This is a genomic window from Exiguobacterium sp. E17S (genome assembly GCF_057772545.1).
Genome location: NZ_JBYLRU010000002.1, coordinates 42,959 through 64,325 on the forward strand (window position 1 = coordinate 42,959; position 21,367 = coordinate 64,325).

The window sequence follows — 21,367 nt, forward strand, 5'->3', positions numbered from 1 at the left end:
TTCGTTAAACGCGGATAATGTATATCCATAATAGTTTCATTCGAAAGAATTGTCGAGTCATCTGTTCTCACAAAACCGTCACACCTTTTCGACAGCATCTGCATGGCATCCCCGTTCCGGATTCGGTATACTAAATGTACGATATGTGAAAATATTCACTAAAAGTCGTTCACACTTTGTGAAAGGACGTTTGTATATGAATCCATTAAAAGGAATCGTTCAGATTCCACGCAGTATTCTCATTCAATTCATCATTGCAGCTTTCCTGATGGGGGTTGCGGTCGTCGGTCAATCGTACGGTATCGTCTTGACGGTCGATCGGATTTTCTTGAAAGAACAACCGTTTGAAGCCGTCATTCCGTTACTACTCGTCGTCCTCGGGATGCTGTTGCTCCGGGTCGCCGTGACGTATTGGAACGGTCGTCTCGGTACGACGTTATCGGCACACATGAAGCAGGCGCTTCGGGAAGCACTCGTTGCGAAATACACGGGTCGTTCGGTCGAGATGATGCTACAAGGGCAAGCGGGACAGAAGGTCAGTGTCTTGCTCGACGCAGTAGACGAGATGGACAGCTACTACAGTCAGTACTTGCCGAAAGTCGTTCAGACGACGATCGTTCCCTTGATGGTCTTGATCGCGGCATTCAGCTATGACTGGATCACCGGTCTCGTCATGATGATCACGGCACCGTTCATTCCGTTGTTCTACATCATCATTGGCATCATGACGCAAAAGCGGGCCGATGCTCAACTCGAGAAGATGACGGCATTCTCGGGAACGTTCCTTGATACGTTGCAAGGACTGACGACCTTGAAGCTATTTGGTCGTGCGAAACGACAACGTGACGTCATCGAAAAAAGCAGTCTTGATTTCCGTGATGCGACGTTAACGGTTTTGAAGCTTGCCTTCTTATCGTCGTTGATGCTTGAGTTCATCTCGATGCTCAGCATGGGAATGATTGCACTTGAAGTCAGTCTGCGCTTGATTCTGTTCCAAAGCATTACCTTCATTCCGGCATTCCTGATGCTCGTGTTGGCACCAGAATACTATCTTGCCTTAAAAGAGATGGGAGCTGCCTTCCATACGGGACGAGGTAGTGTCGCGGCAGCGAAACAAATCGCAGCCGAACTAACAGCAGACGATCGTCCTGTTGCCTTCGGTCAATCAGAACTTTCGATGAACCGTCCACCACGAATCGTCTTGGATGAAGTTGATTTTACGTATCAAGAAGGACGCTTTGCCTTACAAGACGTGACACTTGCGATTGAACCGTATCAAAAGGTGGCGTTGATCGGTCGCAGTGGTGCCGGTAAGTCGACTGTCTTGCAGTTGATTGCCGGACTCGCGGATCCAAAAGAAGGACGGATTCTGCTTGACGGGATTAATCGCAGTCAGGTGGAGGAAGCGAGCTGGTTCCGTCAGTTGAGCTACATCTCGCAGCATCCGTATCTGTATGCCGGAACGCTGGCAGAAAACATCGCGATCGGTGAACTCCGTCAAGCGACGCCGGAAGAGATCTTTGAGGCGGCGCAGGCAGCAGGGCTCGAGGAGCTGATTGCGACGTTACCTGAAGGGATCGACACGGTGATCGGAGAAGGTGGACGTGGTCTATCAGGTGGCGAGAAACAGCGCGTTGCGTTGGCACGCGCGTTCTTGAAACGACCGAACGTCATCGTCTTTGATGAACCGACGACAGGACTTGACGTCAAAACGGAGCGATTGCTTCAACAAGCGATCGAACAGCTTGGACAAGCAGCGACAGTCATTACTGTCGCACACCGCTTGCATACGATCGAGCGCTCAGATCAAATCGTCGTCCTCGATGGCGGACGAATCGTCGATCGTGGCACTCACGATGAACTGCTTGGACGTGATTCGGAATATGCTCGGATGCGCAGCGTCCAGAGAGGGGAGGAAACACGATGAAGGAACTACTAGGAGTCTTTCGGTTGATGGTGCATCAAAAACGCGATATCGCCTGGTCGATCTTCTTCGGTGTCCTCGCCGGAGTGACAGCGGTCGGTTTATTCGCAGCAAGTGGATACCTGATTTCAAAGGCAGCCTTGTTGCCACCGATCCAGACGCTTGCCGTCTTGATTGCTCTGCAAAAAATCTCGAGTCTGACGCGCGCCGTCAGTCGGTATGCGGAACGTTATTATTCGCACCGGGCGACGTTTACGATCCTTAGTGATATCCGGACGTCGTTCTACCGGAGACTCGAGCCGCTCGCGCCAGGAATTTTCGGTAAATACCGGAGTGGGGACTTACTTGCTCGGATCGTCGGTGACGTCGAAAGTCTGCAAAATACGTTCTTACGTGTTCTCTATCCACCGATCGTCTTGTTGCTGGTCTTCTTCTGTACGATCTTTTTCGTCAGTTTCTTCTCGTGGATGATTGCCGGGATTCTACTACTTGGTTTGATTCTGACGGGTTTCTTGATTCCGGGTTGGTTCGCGTACCGCGAACAGCGTTTCGCACGCTCAGTTCGTGTCCGCCGTGGTGACTTGTCGACAGAAGTGACAGAGTTGTTCCAAGGCTATCGTGACTTAAAGATTTACCAGCAACTTGATCAAAAAGAACAGGACCTGAATGCCGTCGCGAAACGATATGTCGAGGAAGAAAAACGGAATGGATTACATGCCGTCTCGAACTTGGCTTTGAATACGATGGTGACGCTGATCATCTCTTGGCTCGTTCTTGGTGTCGGTGCCTATCTCGTCGCGAGTGGACAACTCGAAGGTGTCTTCCTTGCCTTACTCGTCATGACATCACTGACGGTCTTCGAGAATGCGGCACCGATGGCGATTTTACCAGGCTTCTTTGAAGATAGTCGCCATGCTGCGAAACGACTCGATGAAGTCGTGACCGAACAAGCGGAGCCAATCTATGACACGTTCGTTCTCGATCAGGCACCATCCTTTGAAACGAATGCATTGACGTTCACGTTCCCTGATGCACCGCGCCCGGTCTTACGTGACGTTACCGTCTCGATTCCTGCCGGCAAGAAGACGGCAATCGTCGGGGCGAGTGGTTCTGGGAAATCCACGTTACTTCAATTGATGTTACGGATGTATCCGACAGACGGATTAACGATTGCTGGTCAAGATAGTCGGACGGTTGATCCGGAAGGGCTTTGGCAACACGCAAATGTCGTCTTGCAACAGAATCATTACTTTTATGGAACGCTTCGCGATAATCTATTGCTCGCAAACGAAGCAGCGACGGATGATGCGATGCGTCAAGCGCTCGATGATGTCGGATTAACGACGTTCGAATTAAACGATCGTGTATTTGAAAAAGGCGAGAACTTGTCTGGAGGAGAAAAACAACGCTTAGCAATTGCCCGTGTGCTTTTGCGGGAAGCGTCGCTTTACTTGCTTGACGAACCAACGTCTTCCGTCGATGCTTTGACGGAACAGATGATTCTCAATCGATTGTTCGCACGGGCAGCGGACGCGACACTTGTCCTCGTCAGCCACCGGTTAGCGGGTCTTGAAGCGATGGATCAAATCATCGTCATGGATCAAGGTCACGTTATCGAAGTCGGAACATATACCGAATTGATGGCGCGACAAGGAGCGTTCTATGAATTAAAACAAGTCGAACAGTCTGTGTTTGCTCCGATTGGCTAATAAGTAGTAAAAGATAGAGGGTAATCAACAAATGTTTGACGAACAGAAGGTCGTTTTCCGAATGAAAAATCGGAAAGCGACCTTTTTTGTTAAATGGGAGAAGAAGCAGATTCATCCTCGACTCCTACAGGAAAAGAAAGCAACAAAGTAGCTTTCGTCAGGGATAGATAAGACTCGGGAGATCGCAAGAAATGCGAGTTGTCGCGGCTTATCTCCCGCCTGTGGAAAGCGAGGATGATATAAGCGGATAGTTTCTTACATCACACTACTTTTCATGAAATAAGGGAGAACCGAAAAAGGCATGACAGTCCATCTCTGAAATGGTAAAGTCTAGAAAAAGTGTGGAGGGATTTCATGCATATCGAACAATCATCCATCGTCGTCGATCAGACAACCGTTTCGTATGATCATTTTCAAATGGGATCCAAACAGGTCTGCTTCTTGATCTCGGGAGCATCTTATTTGTACGACCATCCTTACTTCTACTACAGCCGGATGGCACTACTAGCTCGAGACATCGATGTCATCTGTATTCACTATGTGACGGAAGAGCTCTTTTCGATGACAGACGCAGAATCGAATGTCTGCATGACGCGCCGGGTCGACGCTGTCGTCTCAGAAGTGCTTGCGACACATACATACGAAAACGTTCAGTTCATCGCAAAGTCGTTAGGAACGATTCCGCTAGCGGCATTGCTTGCTAAGCCGAATCTACAGAGAGCACGCTTCGTCTTCTTAACACCCGTTCTTGAAGCCGAAGTAGTCGATCAAATCGCCACATCGTCGCAAGCTGGACTCCTTGTCATCGGAACAGCCGATAAGTTTTATGATGAAGCGGCACTTGAAACGTGTCGCACCTCACAACTGACGATTGATGTTATTGAAGGAGCGAATCATTCTCTGGATCAAGGATTCGAGGTCGATCTATCGCTTGCAGTCCTTGGACATGTCGTTCGTCAAATCGAAGCCAGTTTGTTCGAACCACTACCTAAGTAACAAAAAATCCGTCCAACAGAGAGTCTGCTGGACGGATTTTTTAGTATGGACGAAGTAAGGCACGGACGGGACTACCGTCGCCATCGACGAGCGGGAGTGGGACGGCGTTGAGGTGGTAATCACCAGGCGTGATCGCATCGAGAACGAGTCCTTCAAGGATATGGACTCCATGATGCGCTAGTGCGTGATGGGCTGCCATTTCCTTGCTATCGATCGCATCGACGCTTGGTAAGTCGAGACCAATCAGCGAAATTCCGAGTTCCCCGAGACGCTCAGCAAGACTTGGCGTCAAGACGGGAATCGCTTCCGGGAAAGTTGATTTGTCGATCCAACCATCCGTTTTGATGATCAGGCGCTGGACGTCATTTAGCTCAAAGCCATCTAAATCAGCAGCTGTGATGTCTGTACGACCTGGTAAGTAAATGACGCGCGCATGTCCGATGTAGAGATCCGGATCAAGATCGATGATTTTTTGTCCGGCATCGTCAAAATGAAACGGCGCGTCGACATGAGTGCCAGTATGCAGACTCATCGTTACCTTTCCGACGTTGACGGAACCGGTGTCTGCCTTATTCCATGTCAATGTTGCTTCAAACGGTGTATCCCCCGGCCACGTCGTGACGTGGCGATCAAGTGGTTGTGAAACATCAATCCATCGTGTCATCGCTTCATCCTCCTCATAATGTCGTGCGGACTGACCACAGTTCCGGGAAGAAGCGGTGGTCGAGCACACGTCGTAGATAACTGACGCCAGAAGAACCACCCGTTCCTGGCTTTTGTCCGATAATCCGTTCGACGGTACTCATATGGTTAAAGCGCCACATCTGCTGCTGGCTCCCGATATCGAGTAGTTTTTCACCGAGTTCATACAAATCCCAGTATTGTTCAACATCCCGATAGACGGTCGCCCAAGCTGCTTCGACACTTGCATTCGGCGTCCAGTCTTGCGTGACATCACGTTCGAGGACAGACTCGTCGATTGGTAGACCATGTCGCGCCATCGCTCGGACCGTTTCGTCGTAGATGCTTGGTGTCTTCAGGTCTTCGAGCATCATCGGATAGAGTGTTTCGTCATGCGCATAAACTTTTAGCATCTGCTCGTTCTTGAAGCCGAGCGCAAATTCGATTTGTCGGTTTTGATAGGACTGGAACCCAGATGAGTGACCGAGTGAATCGCGGAATTCTAAATACTCGGCAGGAGTCAAGGTCGACAAAACATTCCACGACTGAATCAATTGGTGCTGAATCTTTGAGATGCGTGCGAGCATCTTAAAGGATGATTCGAGATCATCGTTTGCGACCGCTTGAGTCGCCGCACGCATCTCATGCAGGATCAGCTTCATCCATAGTTCGCTCGTTTGATGAATGATGATGAACAGCATCTCGTCATGATGCCCAGATAAGCGATGTTGACTCGTAAGCAATGGATCTAGTTGCAAATAATCCCCGTAGGACATATCTTTCTTAAAATCCGTTTGAATCGATGCTTCAATAGACGTAGGATCTGTCTTTGTCATCCCCATTCATCCCCTTTATCATGTTAATTCAGTTTTCGTTTTTCAGCGGTCTGTGGTTGTTCCGGATGCGCCCGTTTCCAGAAGAAATAAGCGACGGACAAGAACAACAACCACGGTATACCAAACTTCAAGACGATTTGGAAATCCGTGAACCACGTCGTCAGGACGAGTGCGAATAATAGCAACGCACCGAGAGCCGTCAGATACGGATAGCCCATCATCCGGACCGGTAACGTCCGTCCGCCTTCGCGTTCCCACGCTTTACGGAAGTAGAGGTGGGAGATGAAAATCATGAACCACGTGAAAATTGCCCCGAACATCGAAATCCCCATCATAAACGGATAAGAGACGCTCGACTGACTGCTGATGATCGCAGCAAGGAAAATCCCGATCGTTGATACGGCGAGTGCGAAGAGTGGCACGCCTCTATGGTTTAAACGACCAAACACTTTCGGTGCATATGTTGCCTTCGATAACGAATACATCATCCGTGTCGAAGCATACAGTTGACTGTTCATCGCAGACAGTGCTGCCGTCAGGATGATGAAGTTCATGATGCCGCCTGCATACGGAATCGATAGCATCTCCATTACTTTAACGAAGGGACTTTGATCGACACCGCCTGCTTGTTGCCACGGGACGATCATCAACATCAAAGCAATCGTGATGACATAAAACGTCGAAAGACGGAAGACCGTTGCTTTTAATGCTTTCGGTACGGCAACGTCCGGGTCCTTCGCTTCACCAGCGGTTACGGCAATCAATTCCGTTCCGAGGAAGCTGAACAGAGAGATGAAGATCGCAATCCAGAGACCCGAGAAACCGAATGGCATGAAACCATCATCATTCGTGAAGTTTTGCGGACCAATCTCAGGACTTGGACTGCCGATGACCAAGTAGGCACCGAGCAGGATGAATAGCAAGATGGCACTGATCTTAATGACTGAGAACCAGTATTCGAAGGTCGCGAACGTATTGACTGTCGTGGCATTGATATAGATTAGCGCGGCAGCGAATACGAGAATCCAGACGACTCCGGGAACGTCCGGGAACCAGTATTTCATATAGATGGCAATCGCACTGACCTCAACGCCGATCGCGAGAACGTTTGCGATCCAGTATGAATAGCGGACGAGAAAACCCGCATATGGACTAATATATCGTTCGGCAATCGTACCGAACGAGCCAGATGTTGGATGAGCGACCGTCATTTCAGCCAGACAGCCCATTAAAAGTAGGACGATGAAGGCGCCGACTGCGTAACTGATCAAAACGCTCGGTCCGGCAAGCCCGATCGCAAGTCCACTTCCGAGGAAAAGACCGGTTCCGATCGCACAGCCCATTGCAATCATCGTGAGTTGGCGTGTCTTGAGTTCACGCCGTAGTTCAGTAGGTTGTTCCATGGTGTACTCCTTAAGCAACGACTTCGCGTTCATTCGCGAAACGTTCGTATTCTTTATCTTCCATGATTCGTTTGAGTGTCGCGACGACGTCATAGACATCGGTAAACGTATTATAGAGCGCGACGGGTGCTAGACGGACGATGTTTGGCGCCCGAAAATCGGGAATGATCCGATTTTCCTTGAGTGCTTTACAGATCCGTGCTGCTTCCGGGTGCTCGAGGCTGAGATGCGCCCCGCGGCGTTTATCGTCGATCGGATTTCCGATGACGAAACCGTACGGTGTGAGTTCCTGCTCGACGAGTTCCATCATGTACTGCGTCAACGCGAGTGATTTCGTTCGAACGGCTTCGATACCGACTTCGTCAAACATCTCTAATGCACCGATTTGTGGAGCGAGACTTAAGACGTGTGGTGTCCCGATCTGGAAGGCACCGGCATGTGCCGCCGGTGTCATCGTATGATCCATATCGAACTGCTTATCCTTCCGCGAACCAAACCAGCCCGTCAGACCAGGCAACGTTCCGAAATGACGTTCGTGGACGAATAATCCACCAACCGTTCCAGGACCACCGTTCAAGTGTTTGTAATTACACCAGTAGGCAAAGTCGACGCCCCAGTCATGGAACGCGTGGGGAACGGCTCCGACGGAATGACAACCATCAAAACCAATCAGGATGCCACGGTCGTGTGCTGCCTTCGTCAAACGCTCCATATCGAGAATTTGTCCACTTCGGTAAAGTACCGCCGGCAAGACGATCAACGCGATATCATCCGTCATCGCGGCGATGATATCGTCTTCTTCTAAAAAGCGACCGTCCCGACTCGATACTTGGATGAGATGTGTCTCCGGATCCAGACCACGTAAGCGAAGTTGGCTTTGGAGGGCATAGATATCCGACGGGAACGTCAGCGCATCCGCTAAAATCTTATCTCGTCCTTCTGTTGGTTGGAAGAATGTCGCGACGAGTTGATGGAGATTGACGGTCGTCGAACCAGTGACCATGACTTCTTCCGCTTGTGCGCCGACGAGCGGAGCGTTGAGAGCAGCGAGACGTTCCGATAATTCAAACCAAGGATGACGTCCTTTCATCCAGCCATCGATTCCGAGTTCTTTCCAGTCTGATAGCGACTCGAGCAACGTCTTCTCGGCACGCTTCGATAATAAGCCGAGCGAGTTTCCGTCCATATAGATACTACCCGGTTGCAGATAAAACTCATCACGATAGGCAGCGAGTGCATCTTGCTCATCCTGAGCAGCAGCATCGGTCCGTTTTGCTTGCAGTGTCATACGTCATCCTCCTCAAATGAATGCTCAATCAATTTTGACAAAAGCGTAGCAAACAAATTGACATTGTGTCAATATTATCGAATAGAGAAAACAAAAGGAGTGAAGGACATGTCATCTTCTCAACCAGAAAAAATCGATAAACGTCATCTGCGCACAGTGCGGACACGCGAGAAACTGTTGAGTGCGGCACGTGACGTCTTCTTAGAACAAGGGTTTCAAACGGCAACGATTTCACAAGTGATTAAACAAGCTGGCGTCGGCTACGGAACGGCTTATGTCCATTTTGAAGGGAAAGATGAGCTGCTCGTCGTCCTGATGGAAGATGTCATGAGCCGCTTCCACGCGATCGCGGAACGAACATTCGAACCGACGACGCCGGTGGAGGCAAAGGAACGCATCGTGACGCAAGCGACGGATTTCTTGCGTCTCGCGGAAGAAGAACGAGCGATACTACGGGTTGTCGAGCAAGCAATCGGCGTGTCTTACATCGTCCGTGCGAAATGGAAAGCGATTCGGGAACGGTTCATTGATCGGATCAGTCAGGATATCCAGTATGCGCAGGAGACAGGACTTGCGCGGCAGGATGTCGACTCGAAACTCGTCGCCCGTGGTTGGTTCTTCGCGAATGAGATGTATTTATTCGAAGTCGTCCGCGAAGAGGCGACAGCGACGATCGAAGAGATTGCGCACGTCTTAGCGACGATTTATACGCAAGGACTCTACCGGATCGAGGATTGATGAACGGACGGGAAGGGAACGTTTCGAAGTAGAAGGGAGCGTGACCGGGATGCCGTTTGATTACGATCTCGATTTCAAGACGACGGATTTTCGTAAGGAGCCGGAAAAGTACCGGGTTGGACGCGGGGAGCAAGGGGTCTTACTCGTCGAACCTTACAAAAGTGAGATTTTGCCGCATTGGCGTTTTAAGACGCCGGACATCGCGAAGGAATCGTCTGAGAAAATTTATGAGATGTATTTAGCTTATAAAGAAGACGGAGACTTCGTCGGTATGGATATGGCGCGGAAGTTCATTCAGATGGGACATACGCGCGCACGACGTTATGCGAACTATAAGGGTGGGCGCAAATATAAAGATAAAGAGACCAAAGAATTGCACACGCGCGAGATCGACGAAGAAAAAGCAAAATCTGCGGCCATCTTCCAAGAAAAATGGGATTTGATTCGGGCAGATGAAGAATACCTTGAACTTAAACGTGCGCATCAAAAGCAGTACGGATAAGTCATTTCAAAATAAAGGGAATCAATTCAAAGCATGCGATACTGAAAAGAAAACGGGAGGCATGTGTATGAATCGTTGGTGGGTTCCGCTGTATCCGATTGGTCTGTTTTTACTGATTGATCACTTTTTCTATGATATTTCAGTGACGTGGCTCATCGTGCTTGGTGTCGTGAGCGTCCTTTTGAGTGTCCGTTCGAATCGACCATCCTTTTCTTCGTATCGTCCGTTAATGATTGGGACACTTTTGATCGGCTATGGTCTGATGCCGTGGTTGACGCTGGATTTTACAGGAGTCGTCTTCGTTTTCTTGTTAACAGAAATCGTTGCGAAACTGCTCGTGTCAAGAACAGAGGAACAATCCGTATGACGGACGAATATCGTTAAACGAAATAGCCTCGACTGCTCTGTCCGATGGGATGGAGCAATCGAGGCTATTTTTGATTCGTTTAAGAACTTTGTTCGACCTTGGCAATCAATCGTGCTTGACGTTTTTGCCAGATGAACGATCCGATGAACGTCACGACGAGGAAAATCAGACCGAGTGCGAACGGATAGAGAATGTTGACGTCATACAGGACACCCGCAAGCGTCGGTCCGAGCACGTTCCCGATGCTCATGTAGGCGTTGTTCATTCCCATAGCAAAGCCCTGCTCATTACCAGCGAGCTTTGAAATCATCGTATTCAAGACAGGACGTAAAATTGACGTCGCAAGGAAGATGACGAGGGTAATCGCAAAGAATCCACCATAACTTGATGTCAATAACGATAAGAAGAAACCAAGTGCCGCGATGAACAGGAACAGGTTCAAGACCTTTCCTTCTCCGAGACTACGTGATAGCTTATCGACGATGAAGATTTGAGCAATAACGCTGATGATCCCGGTCGACGTCACCATGATCGCGATGTCTTTCGGTGAAGCACCGAATTGGTCATCGACGAAGAGACCAAGGACTGATTCGTATGCCATGAGACCGAAGCTCATGACGAGTGTAATGACGAGCGGGACGAAGTACGGTTTCTTAAACGATGTCCCCAGTTTCTTAAGCATCGATCCTTCATCTGGTGCCATCGCTGTCGCATCGTGTTTTTCGCTTTCTTGAAGTAACAGAACGCTGAACAAGACGGCTGCCCCCGAGACGATCGCTGAGACGAGTAGTGGCAATTTTAAGTCATACTCGGCAAGGAATCCACCGATTCCAGGACCGATGACGATACCGAGTGACATCGCAGCTGAGACGTAACTGTTTCCTTTTGCGCGTTGATCCATCGTCGTGATGTCCGCGACGTAAGCAAAAATCGCTGGAATCAGAAGTGCAGCACCGGCACCGCCGATTGCGCGCGAGATGTAGAGGACCGTGACGGAATTGGAGAAGTAGAAGACAAACATCGAGAGCGTCAAGCCGATCAATCCATAGATGATCATCTTGCGACGACCGTATTGGTCCGCCCATTTTCCGGCAATCGGTGACATGACGAGTTGTGCCCCGGCAAAGATGGCGATCATTAACCCAGCCGCCGTCCCACCTTGTCCAATCGAAGCTAAGTAAGCGGGTAGAATCGGAATGATGATCCCGAAGCTCCCGACCGCAATAAACATATTGATCATGAGGACCGTTAATTTTTTTCGTTGATCCGCGTGCAAGGGGACCCCTTCTTTCGACCCGCTTTCTGTAAGCGGTTATTTGTTTCACCTTCATTATCTTAGATTCAAGCTAAAGGACCTGTCAATGTAGACGAGTCGAGGATTCAAAAAAGACTCCATCCTTTGAGAAGGATGAAGTCAGTTCAGACTTATTGTTCTTTTTTTAATAACCATTTGATGTTCGGTGACAGCAACGGTCGGAAGATTGTCACGACGGGGCGACTCGACAGCAACCAGACGAATCCGGTAGCGAGCAAGAAGGACAGTCCGATTAGTAACAGTGGCGACTCCGTAATGGCTGGTGGAACCGAATCACGGAACAAACGGACGATGAACGAGTGAATCAAGTAGATCGCAAGCGTCTGTATGCCGATCTGGTCGAATCGATCTCCGAATGACCGGTGCGGCACGAGCAACAAGACCGAGAAGATCATGATCGTACTGACAGCATAGAGGAACAATTGAATCGCTGCTCCCTTTAGAAGCGAGACTTCAAATTCCCCGTAGGTGTCGCGATAGAAGAGCCAGACCGTATCAAATCCGTTTTTCGTCCAGACAATCATGAAGACGACAATCAAGAGCGAGACGATTAGTCCGGTCAGTCGACCGATCGGTGCCGTCATCTGCTTTCGCCAGCCGGCGTCAGTCAGCCAACCGCGCTCTTTGACGAGGTAACCCATCAAAAAGAACGGATAAAAACTGACGACTTTTTGTAACGACAGGAAGTTCGTGATTGAATCTGGGTTGGCATTGATCAATAAAGCAAATAAGACACTCACGATCAGCGGGAAACGCATCACCTGGAATGCCGGTGTGACGGTTTGCCAAATGATGATCCCAAGCAGATACCAAAGCGTCCAATTCGGAACGAGCGGATGGAGTAACCCATCGAGCATCTCACGTAAGGAATCATCCTGCGTGTAGGACAAATAGATTTCGTGAATCGATTGCCAGATGAAATATAGGGCAACGAAGGCGAGGATGCGTTGAGGTCGAACTTGTTTGAAAAAGTAGCCGCTCATGAAGATGAAGGCGGGCATGTGCAACAAGTAAATGACGTTATACGCCATCCTCACACTATCGTTTCCCGGTAAATCACGGAACGTCTCGATCAAATGACCGAAGACTACCATGAAGATGAGTAAGACCTTATAGTTCCCAAGCCAATGATCGTACGCTGGTGTGGTCACTGGTTTGATGGAGCGATTCATTTTTTCTCACCCAGAAGGATTTGATCAACGAACCGGGCGCTCGATTTCCCGTCTTGATGTTCAAAGAAATACTCTGCGAATGCTTTGACGTTATGCATTTCGAAGTCTTTGTTTTTAATCCGTTCAATCAATTCGTCCGATGTCTTGACGATTGGACCCGGAACGAATTCTTCGAAGTCGTAATAGAAATCACGTTTTGAGATGTAGTCCTCAAGGTCATACGCGAAGAACAACATCGGTCGATTCAATAGGGAGAACTCGAAACACGTTGATGAGTAATCCGTAATCAAGATGTCTGAGACGAACAGCAACTCATTGATTTCACGATGATCCGTCAAATCGAGGAAGAAGTCAGCGTAGACTTCTGGAATCTCCATCCGGCGGCGGATAAATGGATGCAGTTTAAGGACGAAGACGTACTCCTCATGAAGTGCTTCGTACAGCGCATCGAGATCAAGTTGATCAAAATCATAATAGGCACTCTTCGCACCATTTCCTCGGAACGTCGGCGCGAACATGATGACTTTCTTTTGTTTGAAGATGGGATATTCCTCATAGATACGTGCTTTCGCTTCCTCGATGAACGGTTGATCAAAGAACATATCCGTCCGTGGAATACCGGTCGCGATGACTTGATCTTCCCGTAACCCGAAGCCTTCAGCATAATGACGGGCGACATTATGCGAGCTGACGATCGCTTTCGTATAATTTCGATGGCTGAGCGAGTTCGCGCTTGGACCACCCGGTTTTCCGAGACGGCTATACCCGAATGTCTTGAAGGCGCCAACGGCATGCCAGACTTGAACCAAATCACTGCCTTTACGAATGTTCAACGGGTAGATCATCGGATAGAAGTCATCGACAAGAATCGTCTTTGCTGTCGCTAAGTGGTATGGCAAGGCAAATTTGTCACGCCAATCACGACGAGACTGAAGATTCGGTTTGAAGAAGGTTTTCACATCAAGATCTAAATCGCGGCGTTTGACTTCATCCAAGATATAAGCAAAGTTCCCACTGATATCACTCCGCGAATCCGAAGCGAGGATGACTTTGTTCTCTTGAATTGGTTGCGTCCATTTCGTAACGTTATAGATCGCCTTAAATGTAAAACGACGGAACTTGAACGCGCGCTTCTTCATGTTCTTCTTCCACTTCTTATAGCGATCGATGACTTGGATTAGACGTTTCGATTCGCCTTTCTTCAGGGAATGGAAACCTAAAGAGTTGCTGTATTCCGAATACTGCACGACAAGTTCATATTCGAGTAAGATCAAGGCGTTACTATGTTTTGTATCGACGCGGTAAGCGACCGGGATTAACGAACGCGTATCACCAAAAGGCGCTTCATGTAAGATCGTCTTTCCTTGGACGATGGCGAAGAACGCATCAAAATAGCCCATCGGCAATGGACGACCGGTCGGCGTGATATGATTCAGATTCAATTCGCCTGTAAAGGACTCTTCCGTCCAGTCACCTTCGAACGGAAAGCGGCAAATGAACGTCCGTTTGTTTCGTTTATTACGAAAGACGATGGCACGTTCAAGCGGTACCAATGCTTCAGTAGGTTCAGACTGAATATACTCATCGTCATGTTCCTCAAGTTCAGGTTGCTGTTGCGATGTAGGATTTTCAAATAATGTTTGTTCGGCACGCAAAAAATCAGCCAATCCACTTAAACGTGCTTCGAAACGAAACGTCGTTCCAGCTAATTCCAAGTAGGTGACCTCAGCATGTAAGGTAGGGGTCAGTGTCTCTTCTATCAAAACCATCTCTCCTCGCTTGAATAATTACAATGCATTTACACAATCATGATAGATTTTTAAATTTTACTTGAACATAGTATAGTGAAACTAGAAATCACCACTCATTATATCGTGAGACATTAAAATTAATAGGGATTTCTTTATTTTTTTGTGTTTTTGTAAAATAACACTTCAACACAGACTGCATCATTACACATACCCTGAACGCTAGGGAAAGAAAACCGAAATTCGATTATTTCATAAGGGAGGGAAGCAGGTCGTCTCGTTTGAAAGAGCCAACGAGACACTGCGTCAGAAGATGATTTATGCAGCCATTTTAGCTGGAGGAAAAGGAACACGGATGGGGAATGTCGATCGACCGAAACAATTCTTATCGATCGGAGAACGTCCAATCATCGTCCATACAGTAGAGAAATTCCTATTACATGAGGATTTTGACCGCATCATCATCGTCACACCGACTGCTTGGATTAACTATACGCGCGATATTTTGGAGAAATACATCGGAAAAGATGAACGCCTCGTCATTACACCGGGTGGACAGGATCGAAATGAATCGATCATGGCAGCGGTGAACTGGATCGAAGAGAAAAACGGTCTGTCTGAGGAAGATATCATCGTCACACACGACGCCGTCCGTCCGTTCTTGACGCACCGCATTATTAAAGAAAACATTGAAGCAGCACAAGAATTCGGCTCATGCGATACGGTCATTTCAGCAATCGATACGATCGTCGCTTCAACGAACGGTAAAACGATCACGGATATTCCGGTTCGTGATCAAATGTATCAAGGACAGACACCACAAAGTTTCCAGATCACGAAGTTGAAATCGCATTATGAGTCGCTTTCGACGGAAGAACGAGCGATTTTGACGGATGCTTGTAAGATTCTTTTACTTAAAGGAGAAGATGTGGCGCTCGTCACGGGTGAACTGTTCAATATTAAAGTGACGACACCATACGACCTACGGATTGCGAATGCTATCTTGAAGGAGCGGATTCATCAATGATTAACCAAGTCTATCAACTCGTCGCCCCGCGTCAAATCGAAGTGACGTATGATGAACGGTCATTGAATACCGATCGTGTTGTCGTGCGTCCAACGTATTTATCGATTTGTCACGCCGATCAACGCTACTTCACGGGTAGCCGTAGTGCGGAAGTATTGGCGAAAAAATTACCGATGGCCATGATTCATGAAGGCATAGGAAAAGTCGTACATGATCCGAGTGGAACATTCAAGAAGGGAACACTCGTCGCGATGGTTCCGAATACACCGACGGAAGAAGATGACATCATCGGTGAAAACTATTTGCGAACGAGTCGTTTCCGTTCGAGTGGATACGATGGCTATATGCAAGACTATGTGTTCTTAAAAGCAGACCGCCTTGTCGAAGTACCGGCTGATCTTGACCCTGAAGTCGCGGCATTCACTGAACTCGTCAGTGTATCGGTCCATGCCTTGACTCGTTTCGAAAAGATTGCCCATCCTCGTCGCGAGACGTTCGGAGTGTGGGGTGACGGGAATCTTGGCTTCATCACAGCACTCTTGCTACGTAAGTTGTATCCGGAAGCGAAATTACTCGTCTTTGGCAAAACGCAGTCGAAGCTTGACTATTTCTCGTTTGCAGACGAGACGTACCACATCGATCAGATTCCAGCCGATGTCTCCTTCAACCACGGTTTCGAATGTGTTGGGGGAATTGGCAGCCAATATGCGATCAATCAGATGATCGACTATATTATTCCGGAAGGCACGATGGCGTTACTTGGCGTATCAGAAGATGCCGTCGCGATCAACACGCGGATGATTCTTGAAAAAGGACTTCGTGTCTACGGTTCAAGTCGGAGTACACCGGCTGATTTCGCAAGGACGATGGAATTGTATCAAGCACATCCTGATATTCCAGCTTATTTATCGAACCTGGTTTCAGGCGTATTCCAAATCCGACAAATCGAAGACATTCATAAAGCGTTTGAAAACGATTTGACGAACCGGTTCGGAAAGACGGTCATGGAATGGTGCATGTAACGATGTGCGCTGAAAAAGAGGAGAATCGTCTATGAAACAAAAAATTCGGTTATTGCAACGACGGACGGTCCACTATCTGCTTGCTATGACGTACTGGTTGACGAAACGGTTACCAATTCAACCGAAAAAAGTCGTCTTTGCGACGTATCGTTCCGATCGTCTTGTCGATAACTTTCGTGCCGTCTACGATGAACTCGAACGTCGCGACTTAGGGTATGAATACGTTTTTTTGTTAAAGCGATTCCCTCAATCGTTGGCGGGGCAAATTCAATATGTCTTTCATATGATGCGAGCGACGTACGAATTAGCGACTGCTCGTTACTTCATCATTGATGATTATTATTACCCTGTATATGTGTCGTCCTTACGGGAAGGGACAGAAGTCATTCAGCTATGGCATGCCTGTGGAGCCTTTAAAAAGTTCGGCTATAGTGTGCTTGATAAATCCTATTCGCCGGATGATGATTATTTGAAGATGGTCCAGATTCACCGGAACTATAGCAAGGTCTATGTTTCCGGTGAAGCATGTATCGCACCATATGCGGATGCTTTCGGAATGGAGCAGAAACGGATCTATCCATTAGGGGTTCCACGGACGGATCAGCTACTGAACACAGCACGCCAAGCCCGTGTTCGAGAAAAGCTCTATGACCGATATCCAGAATGGCGCAAGAAACGAATCATCTTACTCGCGCCGACGTTCCGAGGAAATGGACAAACAACGGCACATTACGATCAAGAGCTCGATTTTGAGAAGTTCCGTCGTGAGCTTGGACCGGATACAGTCCTCTTGCTTCGCATGCACCCGTTCGTTCTCAATCCACCAGTCGTACCGGACGCGTATGCGGATCAAATCATTAACATGACAGACTACCCGGACATCAATGATCTGATGCAGATTGCGGATATTCTGATTACGGATTATTCGTCTGTCATCTTCGAGTTTGCCTTGTTGCAGAAGCCGATGATTTTTCTCGTTAACGATCTTCAGTCGTATAAAGCAGAACGCGATTTCTACTTCCCATATGAAACGTTCGTACCGGGACCAATCGTGTCGACGTTCGAAGACGTCATTGCTTGGATTAAACGTGGGCAATTCGATACACAGAAAATCGAGACATTTGCGAATCAGTTCTTTACGTATCAGGACGGAGAAGCGACCAAACGAATCGTCGACCATATGTTATATGACACGATTCCAGAGGCGCCTGTCTATACGAAAACACCAGTGTGAATACAGAAAAACGTTCCGATTGCGTCTCCGTTTGGGGAGAGAGACGTCATCGGAACGTTTTTATTTTTGAATTGGGGCTTGATTGGCGCGAGCAGGGGTAGCTCGCAGAATGCGCACCTCTTAAAAGTGCGTCAACTTGTCCTTTGCAGACGTTCTAGGTTTGACAGGTGGAACGATGGCAGGCCAGCCGATTTGAATGACGCCGAGAACGCGTTCGTTTTCAGAAGCGTCAACGAGTGAGGCATACTCTGGTGTGAACCAGTGTTTTCCGCTCTTCCAGCAACATCCAAGACCTCGTTCTGTTGCTACCAACTGCAGATTTTGAATCATCGCAGCTGTTGCAAGTGTATCCTCTAGCTGTTGATCCGGCGTCCCTTGTACCTGACAAAGTACCGTTAAATAAACCGGGACTTCCCGTAATTTTTGTTCAGCCTGTTGACGTTGTTCAGACGTTTTCGTCTCGAATTGACCACGCGCTGTCAGCAATTCCATCAAGGCATCGACATACCGTGTTTGTCCGTCTTCGATTGCGAGAACAAAGCGCCAAGGCTCTCGTAATTTATGATTCGGGGCATAAATCGCCGTGTCGAGTAATGCTTCTACCAATTCGACCGGAACGGGTTGTTCCGTATAGGACCGGATCGACCGGCGTGTTTCAATCACTTGTTGGGCATGCATCCGTTTCATCTCCTCACTGAGTACTTTTTCACTATAAATGATAACGATTATCATTGTCAACGTTATTTGTCAGAAAACAAAAAAAGACGATTCCCGTGAGGAAATCATCTTTCGTTGCATTCGGATTAAGAGGCTTTTCGTTCCTCGTCTTGATCTTGAGCAACAGTCGTTAGCTTTTTTTTCATAAGACGAATCCGGTATAGGGCAAATAGATAATGGGCGAAATAGATCGTAAAACCAAGGAAAATCGTTAATGCTACATGAATTTGAACGCCAGGAACAGCATGAAGCTGAATGAAGAGCAAGACAGCCATTGCCATCGTATAAAGCACCATTTCCACCGATTGTGGCATGACGCGTTGACGTTTTAAGAAAAAGGAACGCATGAGTGGCAGGACGACGAGACTGACGAGACGATCAACCAGTCCGATGACGAGCACGCTGATCACCATCGCTAAACCATTTTCAAAAGCGATTAACCGTGGGAAGACAAGATAGGTGACGAGTAATAGTGGTCCAACCAATAAAAAAATTGAAATCGAGGCACGTGCGAATACGAAGAGCCCGTTGACACTTGTTAAAAAGGCACGAACGATCTTTTGTGACCAAGGGGATGGTCGACCAACTTGCCAAGCAAAACAACAAGCAAAGATGAACGCATAAAATTGCAGAAAGGCAACCATAAAGCATCTCCTTTAGATATGAAACTCATTGTTCCTAGTGTATCGATTTTAAGGCTGAAGTGCAAAGAAGAACTTTTCGTAAAGTATAAGAAAAGAGGCTGACTCAAAAAAGAATGACGCGTCTTTTCACGCCCTTTCCTCAGGCGAGACACAAGCCAGTTTTCCTGCTTCATTCAAGCAGGAAAGCGGGTCTTGTTTGTCTCTGACAGCGCAAAGATGCGCTTTTTCCTGTAGGAGTTGCGTGAAACGCGTCATTCTTTTTGTTATGAGATAAGGGTGGCAGATCATCATTCTGCCACCCTTACCTTTGTGGAAACTGACTTTTGAGTCAGTCCCTTTCGTCAATCAATCCAGATTCGGTTCTTTTTTTCCGTGCAAGAAGAAGGACAGAATCAGTGCAAGCGCAGATAAGACGGTCGCAATCCAGAACGCATCGGTGATCCCTTGGATCGTCGCTTGTTTCGTCAACATCGTAAACCAACTCGTTGAAGCGGCTTGTGAGCTACCCAGCTGTTGTCCAAGATCGTTTAAATGTTGTGAAAGCGTCGGGTCGAGCGTCGTAAACTGATTCGCGTCGTCTGCCAAGTGAGCCGTCGTTTGACGGGTCATGACGGTGACGAGAATTGCCGTTCCGATGGAGCCGGCGACTTGACGAAGTGTGTTTTGGGTCGCGTTTCCATGCGGGATCATCTTCATCGGTAAAGCGTTCATACCGGCAGTCATGATCGGCATCATGATGAATGCCATACCGAATGACCGAAGCATGTAGATGCCCATGATGGAATAATACGACGTATCCATGTTCAATTGCGTCAATTCCCATGTCCCGTACGTCATCAACGTCAAACCGAAGATAGCGAGCGGACGAATACCGAAACGGTCAAATAAACGACCGGCAATCGGTCCGGTGATTCCCATGATTAGTGATCCGGGTAAAAGGAGAAGACCTGAATCGACCGGTGAAAAACCGCGAATGCTTTGAAGGTAAATCGGTAAAAGTAACATCCCACCGAACAACGCCATCGTGACGATGACGTTGATGAAGAGGGTGAACGAAAATTCCGGTACTTTCAACACACGAATATTCAACATCGGATCTTCCATCGACAGCTCACGCATCGCAAAAGCAGCAATTCCGATTAAGCCGATGACGATCGTGCTGATGACGATCGGGCTATCCCAGCCGTCATTCCCGGCTTCACTGAATCCGTAAAGGAGACTCCCGAATCCGATCGTACTGAATAAGACGCCCAGTGCGTCAAAAGAAGGTTTCGAGAGTGGCTGCGTCAGGCGGAACCAAGCCGTACCGAGTAACAACGTCACTAATCCAAAGAAGGACATCGCATAAAACATGACGTGCCAGTCATAGTTTTGGATGACATATCCCGTGATCGTAGGTCCGACAGCAGGAGCCAGAATCATCGCGATTCCGAGCATTCCCATGGCAGCACCGCGCTTATGCGGTGGGAACAATGTCATGAAGACGTTTGATCCGAGTGGCATCAAGATACCAGCCCCCGCTGCCTGAACGACACGACCGATCATCATGACCGGGAAGTTCATTGCCATCGAACAGATGACCGATCCGAAGAAAAACAGTGTCATCGAAGCGAGGAACAGCTGGCGGAACGTATAGCTTCGCATCAAAAAGGCACTGATCGGAATCAAAATCCCGTTAACGAGCATGAAGCCCGTCGTCAACCACTGGGCAGTGGACGTCGACACGTTGAAGTCATTGATCAGAACTGGTAACGCGACATTAATCAACGTTTGGTTCAAAATAGCAATGAACATACCGATGAGTAAGACCGTCAGTACTTTCGGAATACTGACGTTTTCAGTCGATACCTGTTTAGAAGGTGCTGCGACTGGTGGTGTCACGGTCATCGTCGGTTCCGTCTCGAGGGATTCCTCAAGTGTCGGTCCGTCCGTCGCCAGTGCCGTGTCGGATGAGCGACTTCGACGGGCAATCCAGTTTACGCCGATGATGATCAGAATCGTGAACGCACTGTATCCGAACAAGAAGGTAGTAGACATGAACGTC

19 protein-coding genes are annotated in these 21,367 nt (G+C 48.2%); 9 read left to right on the forward strand and 10 right to left on the reverse strand.

Features of this window, described 5'->3' with window-relative positions:
* Nucleotides 1-196 precede the first annotated feature (196 nt).
* The 3 genes from cydD to AC3B4V_RS09460 all read left to right on the forward strand — a co-directional run bounded on the left by cydD (nt 197) and on the right by AC3B4V_RS09460 (nt 4,629).
* Nucleotides 197-1,927, forward strand: coding sequence for a thiol reductant ABC exporter subunit CydD (gene cydD, locus AC3B4V_RS09450; protein ID WP_488378263.1), 1,731 nt, complete (start codon nt 197-199; stop codon nt 1,925-1,927).
* The gene (cydC, locus tag AC3B4V_RS09455) at nt 1,924-3,633 is read left to right on the forward strand and encodes a thiol reductant ABC exporter subunit CydC (protein WP_488378264.1); all 1,710 of its coding nucleotides are present in this window, start codon (nt 1,924-1,926) and stop codon (nt 3,631-3,633) included. Before cydD ends, cydC begins: the two co-directional genes overlap by 4 nt.
* A 354-nt stretch (nt 3,634-3,987) precedes the next feature.
* A complete protein-coding gene (locus AC3B4V_RS09460) occupies nt 3,988-4,629 on the forward strand; it encodes a cyclase (protein ID WP_488378265.1) in 642 nt (213 codons plus the stop codon).
* Nucleotides 4,630-4,669: 40 nt separating this feature from the next.
* Here AC3B4V_RS09460 and kynB read toward each other — a convergent pair whose 3' ends face one another.
* Genes kynB through kynU form a run of 4 tightly spaced genes read right to left on the reverse strand, consistent with a single transcriptional unit; the run spans nt 4,670 to nt 8,837 of the window.
* Nucleotides 4,670-5,293, reverse strand: coding sequence for an arylformamidase (gene kynB, locus AC3B4V_RS09465; RefSeq protein WP_064300471.1), 624 nt, complete (start codon nt 5,291-5,293; stop codon nt 4,670-4,672).
* Between the two features lie 13 nt (nt 5,294-5,306).
* Nucleotides 5,307-6,146: a tryptophan 2,3-dioxygenase gene (gene kynA / locus AC3B4V_RS09470; RefSeq protein ID WP_050676921.1), complete on the reverse strand. Its 840-nt coding sequence runs from the start codon at nt 6,144-6,146 to the stop codon at nt 5,307-5,309.
* A gap of 23 nt (nt 6,147-6,169) precedes the next feature.
* Nucleotides 6,170-7,549, reverse strand: a complete 1,380-nt coding sequence (locus tag AC3B4V_RS09475; protein WP_488378266.1) for an amino acid permease — start codon at nt 7,547-7,549, stop codon at nt 6,170-6,172.
* Between the two features lie 10 nt (nt 7,550-7,559).
* The gene (gene kynU, locus AC3B4V_RS09480) at nt 7,560-8,837 is read right to left on the reverse strand and encodes a kynureninase (protein WP_488378267.1); all 1,278 of its coding nucleotides are present in this window, start codon (nt 8,835-8,837) and stop codon (nt 7,560-7,562) included.
* 108 nt (nt 8,838-8,945) lie between these two features.
* On the opposite strand from kynU, the gene AC3B4V_RS09485 reads away from it, so the two are divergent.
* The 3 genes from AC3B4V_RS09485 to AC3B4V_RS09495 all read left to right on the forward strand — a co-directional run bounded on the left by AC3B4V_RS09485 (nt 8,946) and on the right by AC3B4V_RS09495 (nt 10,444).
* Nucleotides 8,946-9,575 carry a TetR/AcrR family transcriptional regulator gene (locus AC3B4V_RS09485; protein WP_326188582.1) on the forward strand — a complete coding sequence of 210 codons (630 nt, stop codon included), beginning with the start codon at nt 8,946-8,948 and terminating at the stop codon, nt 9,573-9,575.
* Nucleotides 9,576-9,624: 49 nt separating this feature from the next.
* Nucleotides 9,625-10,077: a DUF4385 domain-containing protein gene (locus tag AC3B4V_RS09490; protein WP_075642788.1), complete on the forward strand. Its 453-nt coding sequence runs from the start codon at nt 9,625-9,627 to the stop codon at nt 10,075-10,077.
* A 67-nt stretch (nt 10,078-10,144) separates the two neighbouring features.
* Nucleotides 10,145-10,444, forward strand: a complete 300-nt coding sequence (locus AC3B4V_RS09495) for a hypothetical protein (protein ID WP_290714391.1) — start codon at nt 10,145-10,147, stop codon at nt 10,442-10,444.
* A gap of 79 nt (nt 10,445-10,523) precedes the next feature.
* Here the strand turns inward: AC3B4V_RS09495 and AC3B4V_RS09500 are convergent, their stop codons facing one another.
* From AC3B4V_RS09500 to AC3B4V_RS09510, 3 genes are all read right to left on the reverse strand, one after another.
* Entirely contained in the window at nt 10,524-11,720 is a 1,197-nt protein-coding gene (locus AC3B4V_RS09500; protein ID WP_488378268.1) for an MFS transporter, read from the reverse strand.
* Nucleotides 11,721-11,869: 149 nt separating this feature from the next.
* Nucleotides 11,870-12,931, reverse strand: a complete 1,062-nt coding sequence (locus tag AC3B4V_RS09505; protein ID WP_223041145.1) for an acyltransferase family protein — start codon at nt 12,929-12,931, stop codon at nt 11,870-11,872.
* Nucleotides 12,928-14,700, reverse strand: coding sequence for a CDP-glycerol glycerophosphotransferase family protein (locus AC3B4V_RS09510; RefSeq protein ID WP_488378269.1), 1,773 nt, complete (start codon nt 14,698-14,700; stop codon nt 12,928-12,930). The genes AC3B4V_RS09505 and AC3B4V_RS09510 overlap by 4 nt, the downstream gene beginning before the upstream one ends.
* Nucleotides 14,701-14,992: 292 nt before the next feature.
* Here AC3B4V_RS09510 and AC3B4V_RS09515 point away from each other — a divergent pair, with 292 nt between their 5' ends.
* Genes AC3B4V_RS09515 through AC3B4V_RS09525 form a run of 3 tightly spaced genes read left to right on the forward strand, consistent with a single transcriptional unit; the run spans nt 14,993 to nt 17,962 of the window.
* Nucleotides 14,993-15,706 (forward strand): IspD/TarI family cytidylyltransferase, encoded by a 714-nt coding sequence (locus AC3B4V_RS09515; protein ID WP_056064491.1) that lies wholly within the window; start codon nt 14,993-14,995, stop codon nt 15,704-15,706.
* Nucleotides 15,703-16,728 carry a ribitol-5-phosphate dehydrogenase gene (locus AC3B4V_RS09520; RefSeq protein WP_064300479.1) on the forward strand — a complete coding sequence of 342 codons (1,026 nt, stop codon included), beginning with the start codon at nt 15,703-15,705 and terminating at the stop codon, nt 16,726-16,728. Before AC3B4V_RS09515 ends, AC3B4V_RS09520 begins: the two co-directional genes overlap by 4 nt.
* A gap of 31 nt (nt 16,729-16,759) precedes the next feature.
* Nucleotides 16,760-17,962 (forward strand): CDP-glycerol glycerophosphotransferase family protein, encoded by a 1,203-nt coding sequence (locus AC3B4V_RS09525; protein WP_082874235.1) that lies wholly within the window; start codon nt 16,760-16,762, stop codon nt 17,960-17,962.
* A gap of 120 nt (nt 17,963-18,082) precedes the next feature.
* Here the strand turns inward: AC3B4V_RS09525 and AC3B4V_RS09530 are convergent, their stop codons facing one another.
* The 3 genes from AC3B4V_RS09530 to AC3B4V_RS09540 all read right to left on the reverse strand — a co-directional run bounded on the left by AC3B4V_RS09530 (nt 18,083) and on the right by AC3B4V_RS09540 (nt 21,360).
* Nucleotides 18,083-18,640 (reverse strand): nitroreductase family protein, encoded by a 558-nt coding sequence (locus AC3B4V_RS09530; RefSeq protein ID WP_023466727.1) that lies wholly within the window; start codon nt 18,638-18,640, stop codon nt 18,083-18,085.
* A gap of 125 nt (nt 18,641-18,765) precedes the next feature.
* Nucleotides 18,766-19,323 (reverse strand): hypothetical protein, encoded by a 558-nt coding sequence (locus tag AC3B4V_RS09535; RefSeq protein ID WP_023466728.1) that lies wholly within the window; start codon nt 19,321-19,323, stop codon nt 18,766-18,768.
* 345 nt (nt 19,324-19,668) lie between these two features.
* Entirely contained in the window at nt 19,669-21,360 is a 1,692-nt protein-coding gene (locus AC3B4V_RS09540; protein ID WP_064300480.1) for a DHA2 family efflux MFS transporter permease subunit, read from the reverse strand.
* Between the last annotated feature and the right edge of the window lie 7 nt (nt 21,361-21,367).

Coding starts and splice junctions, on each gene's coding strand:
- kynU (WP_488378267.1), bottom strand. CDS start 8,837: ATGACACTGCAAGCAAAACGGACCGATGCTGCTGCTCAGGATGAGCAA.
- AC3B4V_RS09525 (WP_082874235.1), top strand. CDS start 16,760: ATGAAACAAAAAATTCGGTTATTGCAACGACGGACGGTCCACTATCTG.
- kynB (WP_064300471.1), bottom strand. CDS start 5,293: ATGACACGATGGATTGATGTTTCACAACCACTTGATCGCCACGTCACG.
- AC3B4V_RS09540 (WP_064300480.1), bottom strand. CDS start 21,360: ATGTCTACTACCTTCTTGTTCGGATACAGTGCGTTCACGATTCTGATC.
- AC3B4V_RS09535 (WP_023466728.1), bottom strand. CDS start 19,323: ATGGTTGCCTTTCTGCAATTTTATGCGTTCATCTTTGCTTGTTGTTTT.
- AC3B4V_RS09460 (WP_488378265.1), top strand. CDS start 3,988: ATGCATATCGAACAATCATCCATCGTCGTCGATCAGACAACCGTTTCG.
- AC3B4V_RS09530 (WP_023466727.1), bottom strand. CDS start 18,640: ATGCATGCCCAACAAGTGATTGAAACACGCCGGTCGATCCGGTCCTAT.
- AC3B4V_RS09490 (WP_075642788.1), top strand. CDS start 9,625: ATGCCGTTTGATTACGATCTCGATTTCAAGACGACGGATTTTCGTAAG.
- kynA (WP_050676921.1), bottom strand. CDS start 6,146: ATGACAAAGACAGATCCTACGTCTATTGAAGCATCGATTCAAACGGAT.
- AC3B4V_RS09485 (WP_326188582.1), top strand. CDS start 8,946: ATGTCATCTTCTCAACCAGAAAAAATCGATAAACGTCATCTGCGCACA.
- AC3B4V_RS09510 (WP_488378269.1), bottom strand. CDS start 14,700: ATGGTTTTGATAGAAGAGACACTGACCCCTACCTTACATGCTGAGGTC.
- AC3B4V_RS09475 (WP_488378266.1), bottom strand. CDS start 7,549: ATGGAACAACCTACTGAACTACGGCGTGAACTCAAGACACGCCAACTC.
- AC3B4V_RS09505 (WP_223041145.1), bottom strand. CDS start 12,931: ATGAATCGCTCCATCAAACCAGTGACCACACCAGCGTACGATCATTGG.
- AC3B4V_RS09515 (WP_056064491.1), top strand. CDS start 14,993: ATGATTTATGCAGCCATTTTAGCTGGAGGAAAAGGAACACGGATGGGG.
- cydD (WP_488378263.1), top strand. CDS start 197: ATGAATCCATTAAAAGGAATCGTTCAGATTCCACGCAGTATTCTCATT.
- cydC (WP_488378264.1), top strand. CDS start 1,924: ATGAAGGAACTACTAGGAGTCTTTCGGTTGATGGTGCATCAAAAACGC.
- AC3B4V_RS09495 (WP_290714391.1), top strand. CDS start 10,145: ATGAATCGTTGGTGGGTTCCGCTGTATCCGATTGGTCTGTTTTTACTG.
- AC3B4V_RS09520 (WP_064300479.1), top strand. CDS start 15,703: ATGATTAACCAAGTCTATCAACTCGTCGCCCCGCGTCAAATCGAAGTG.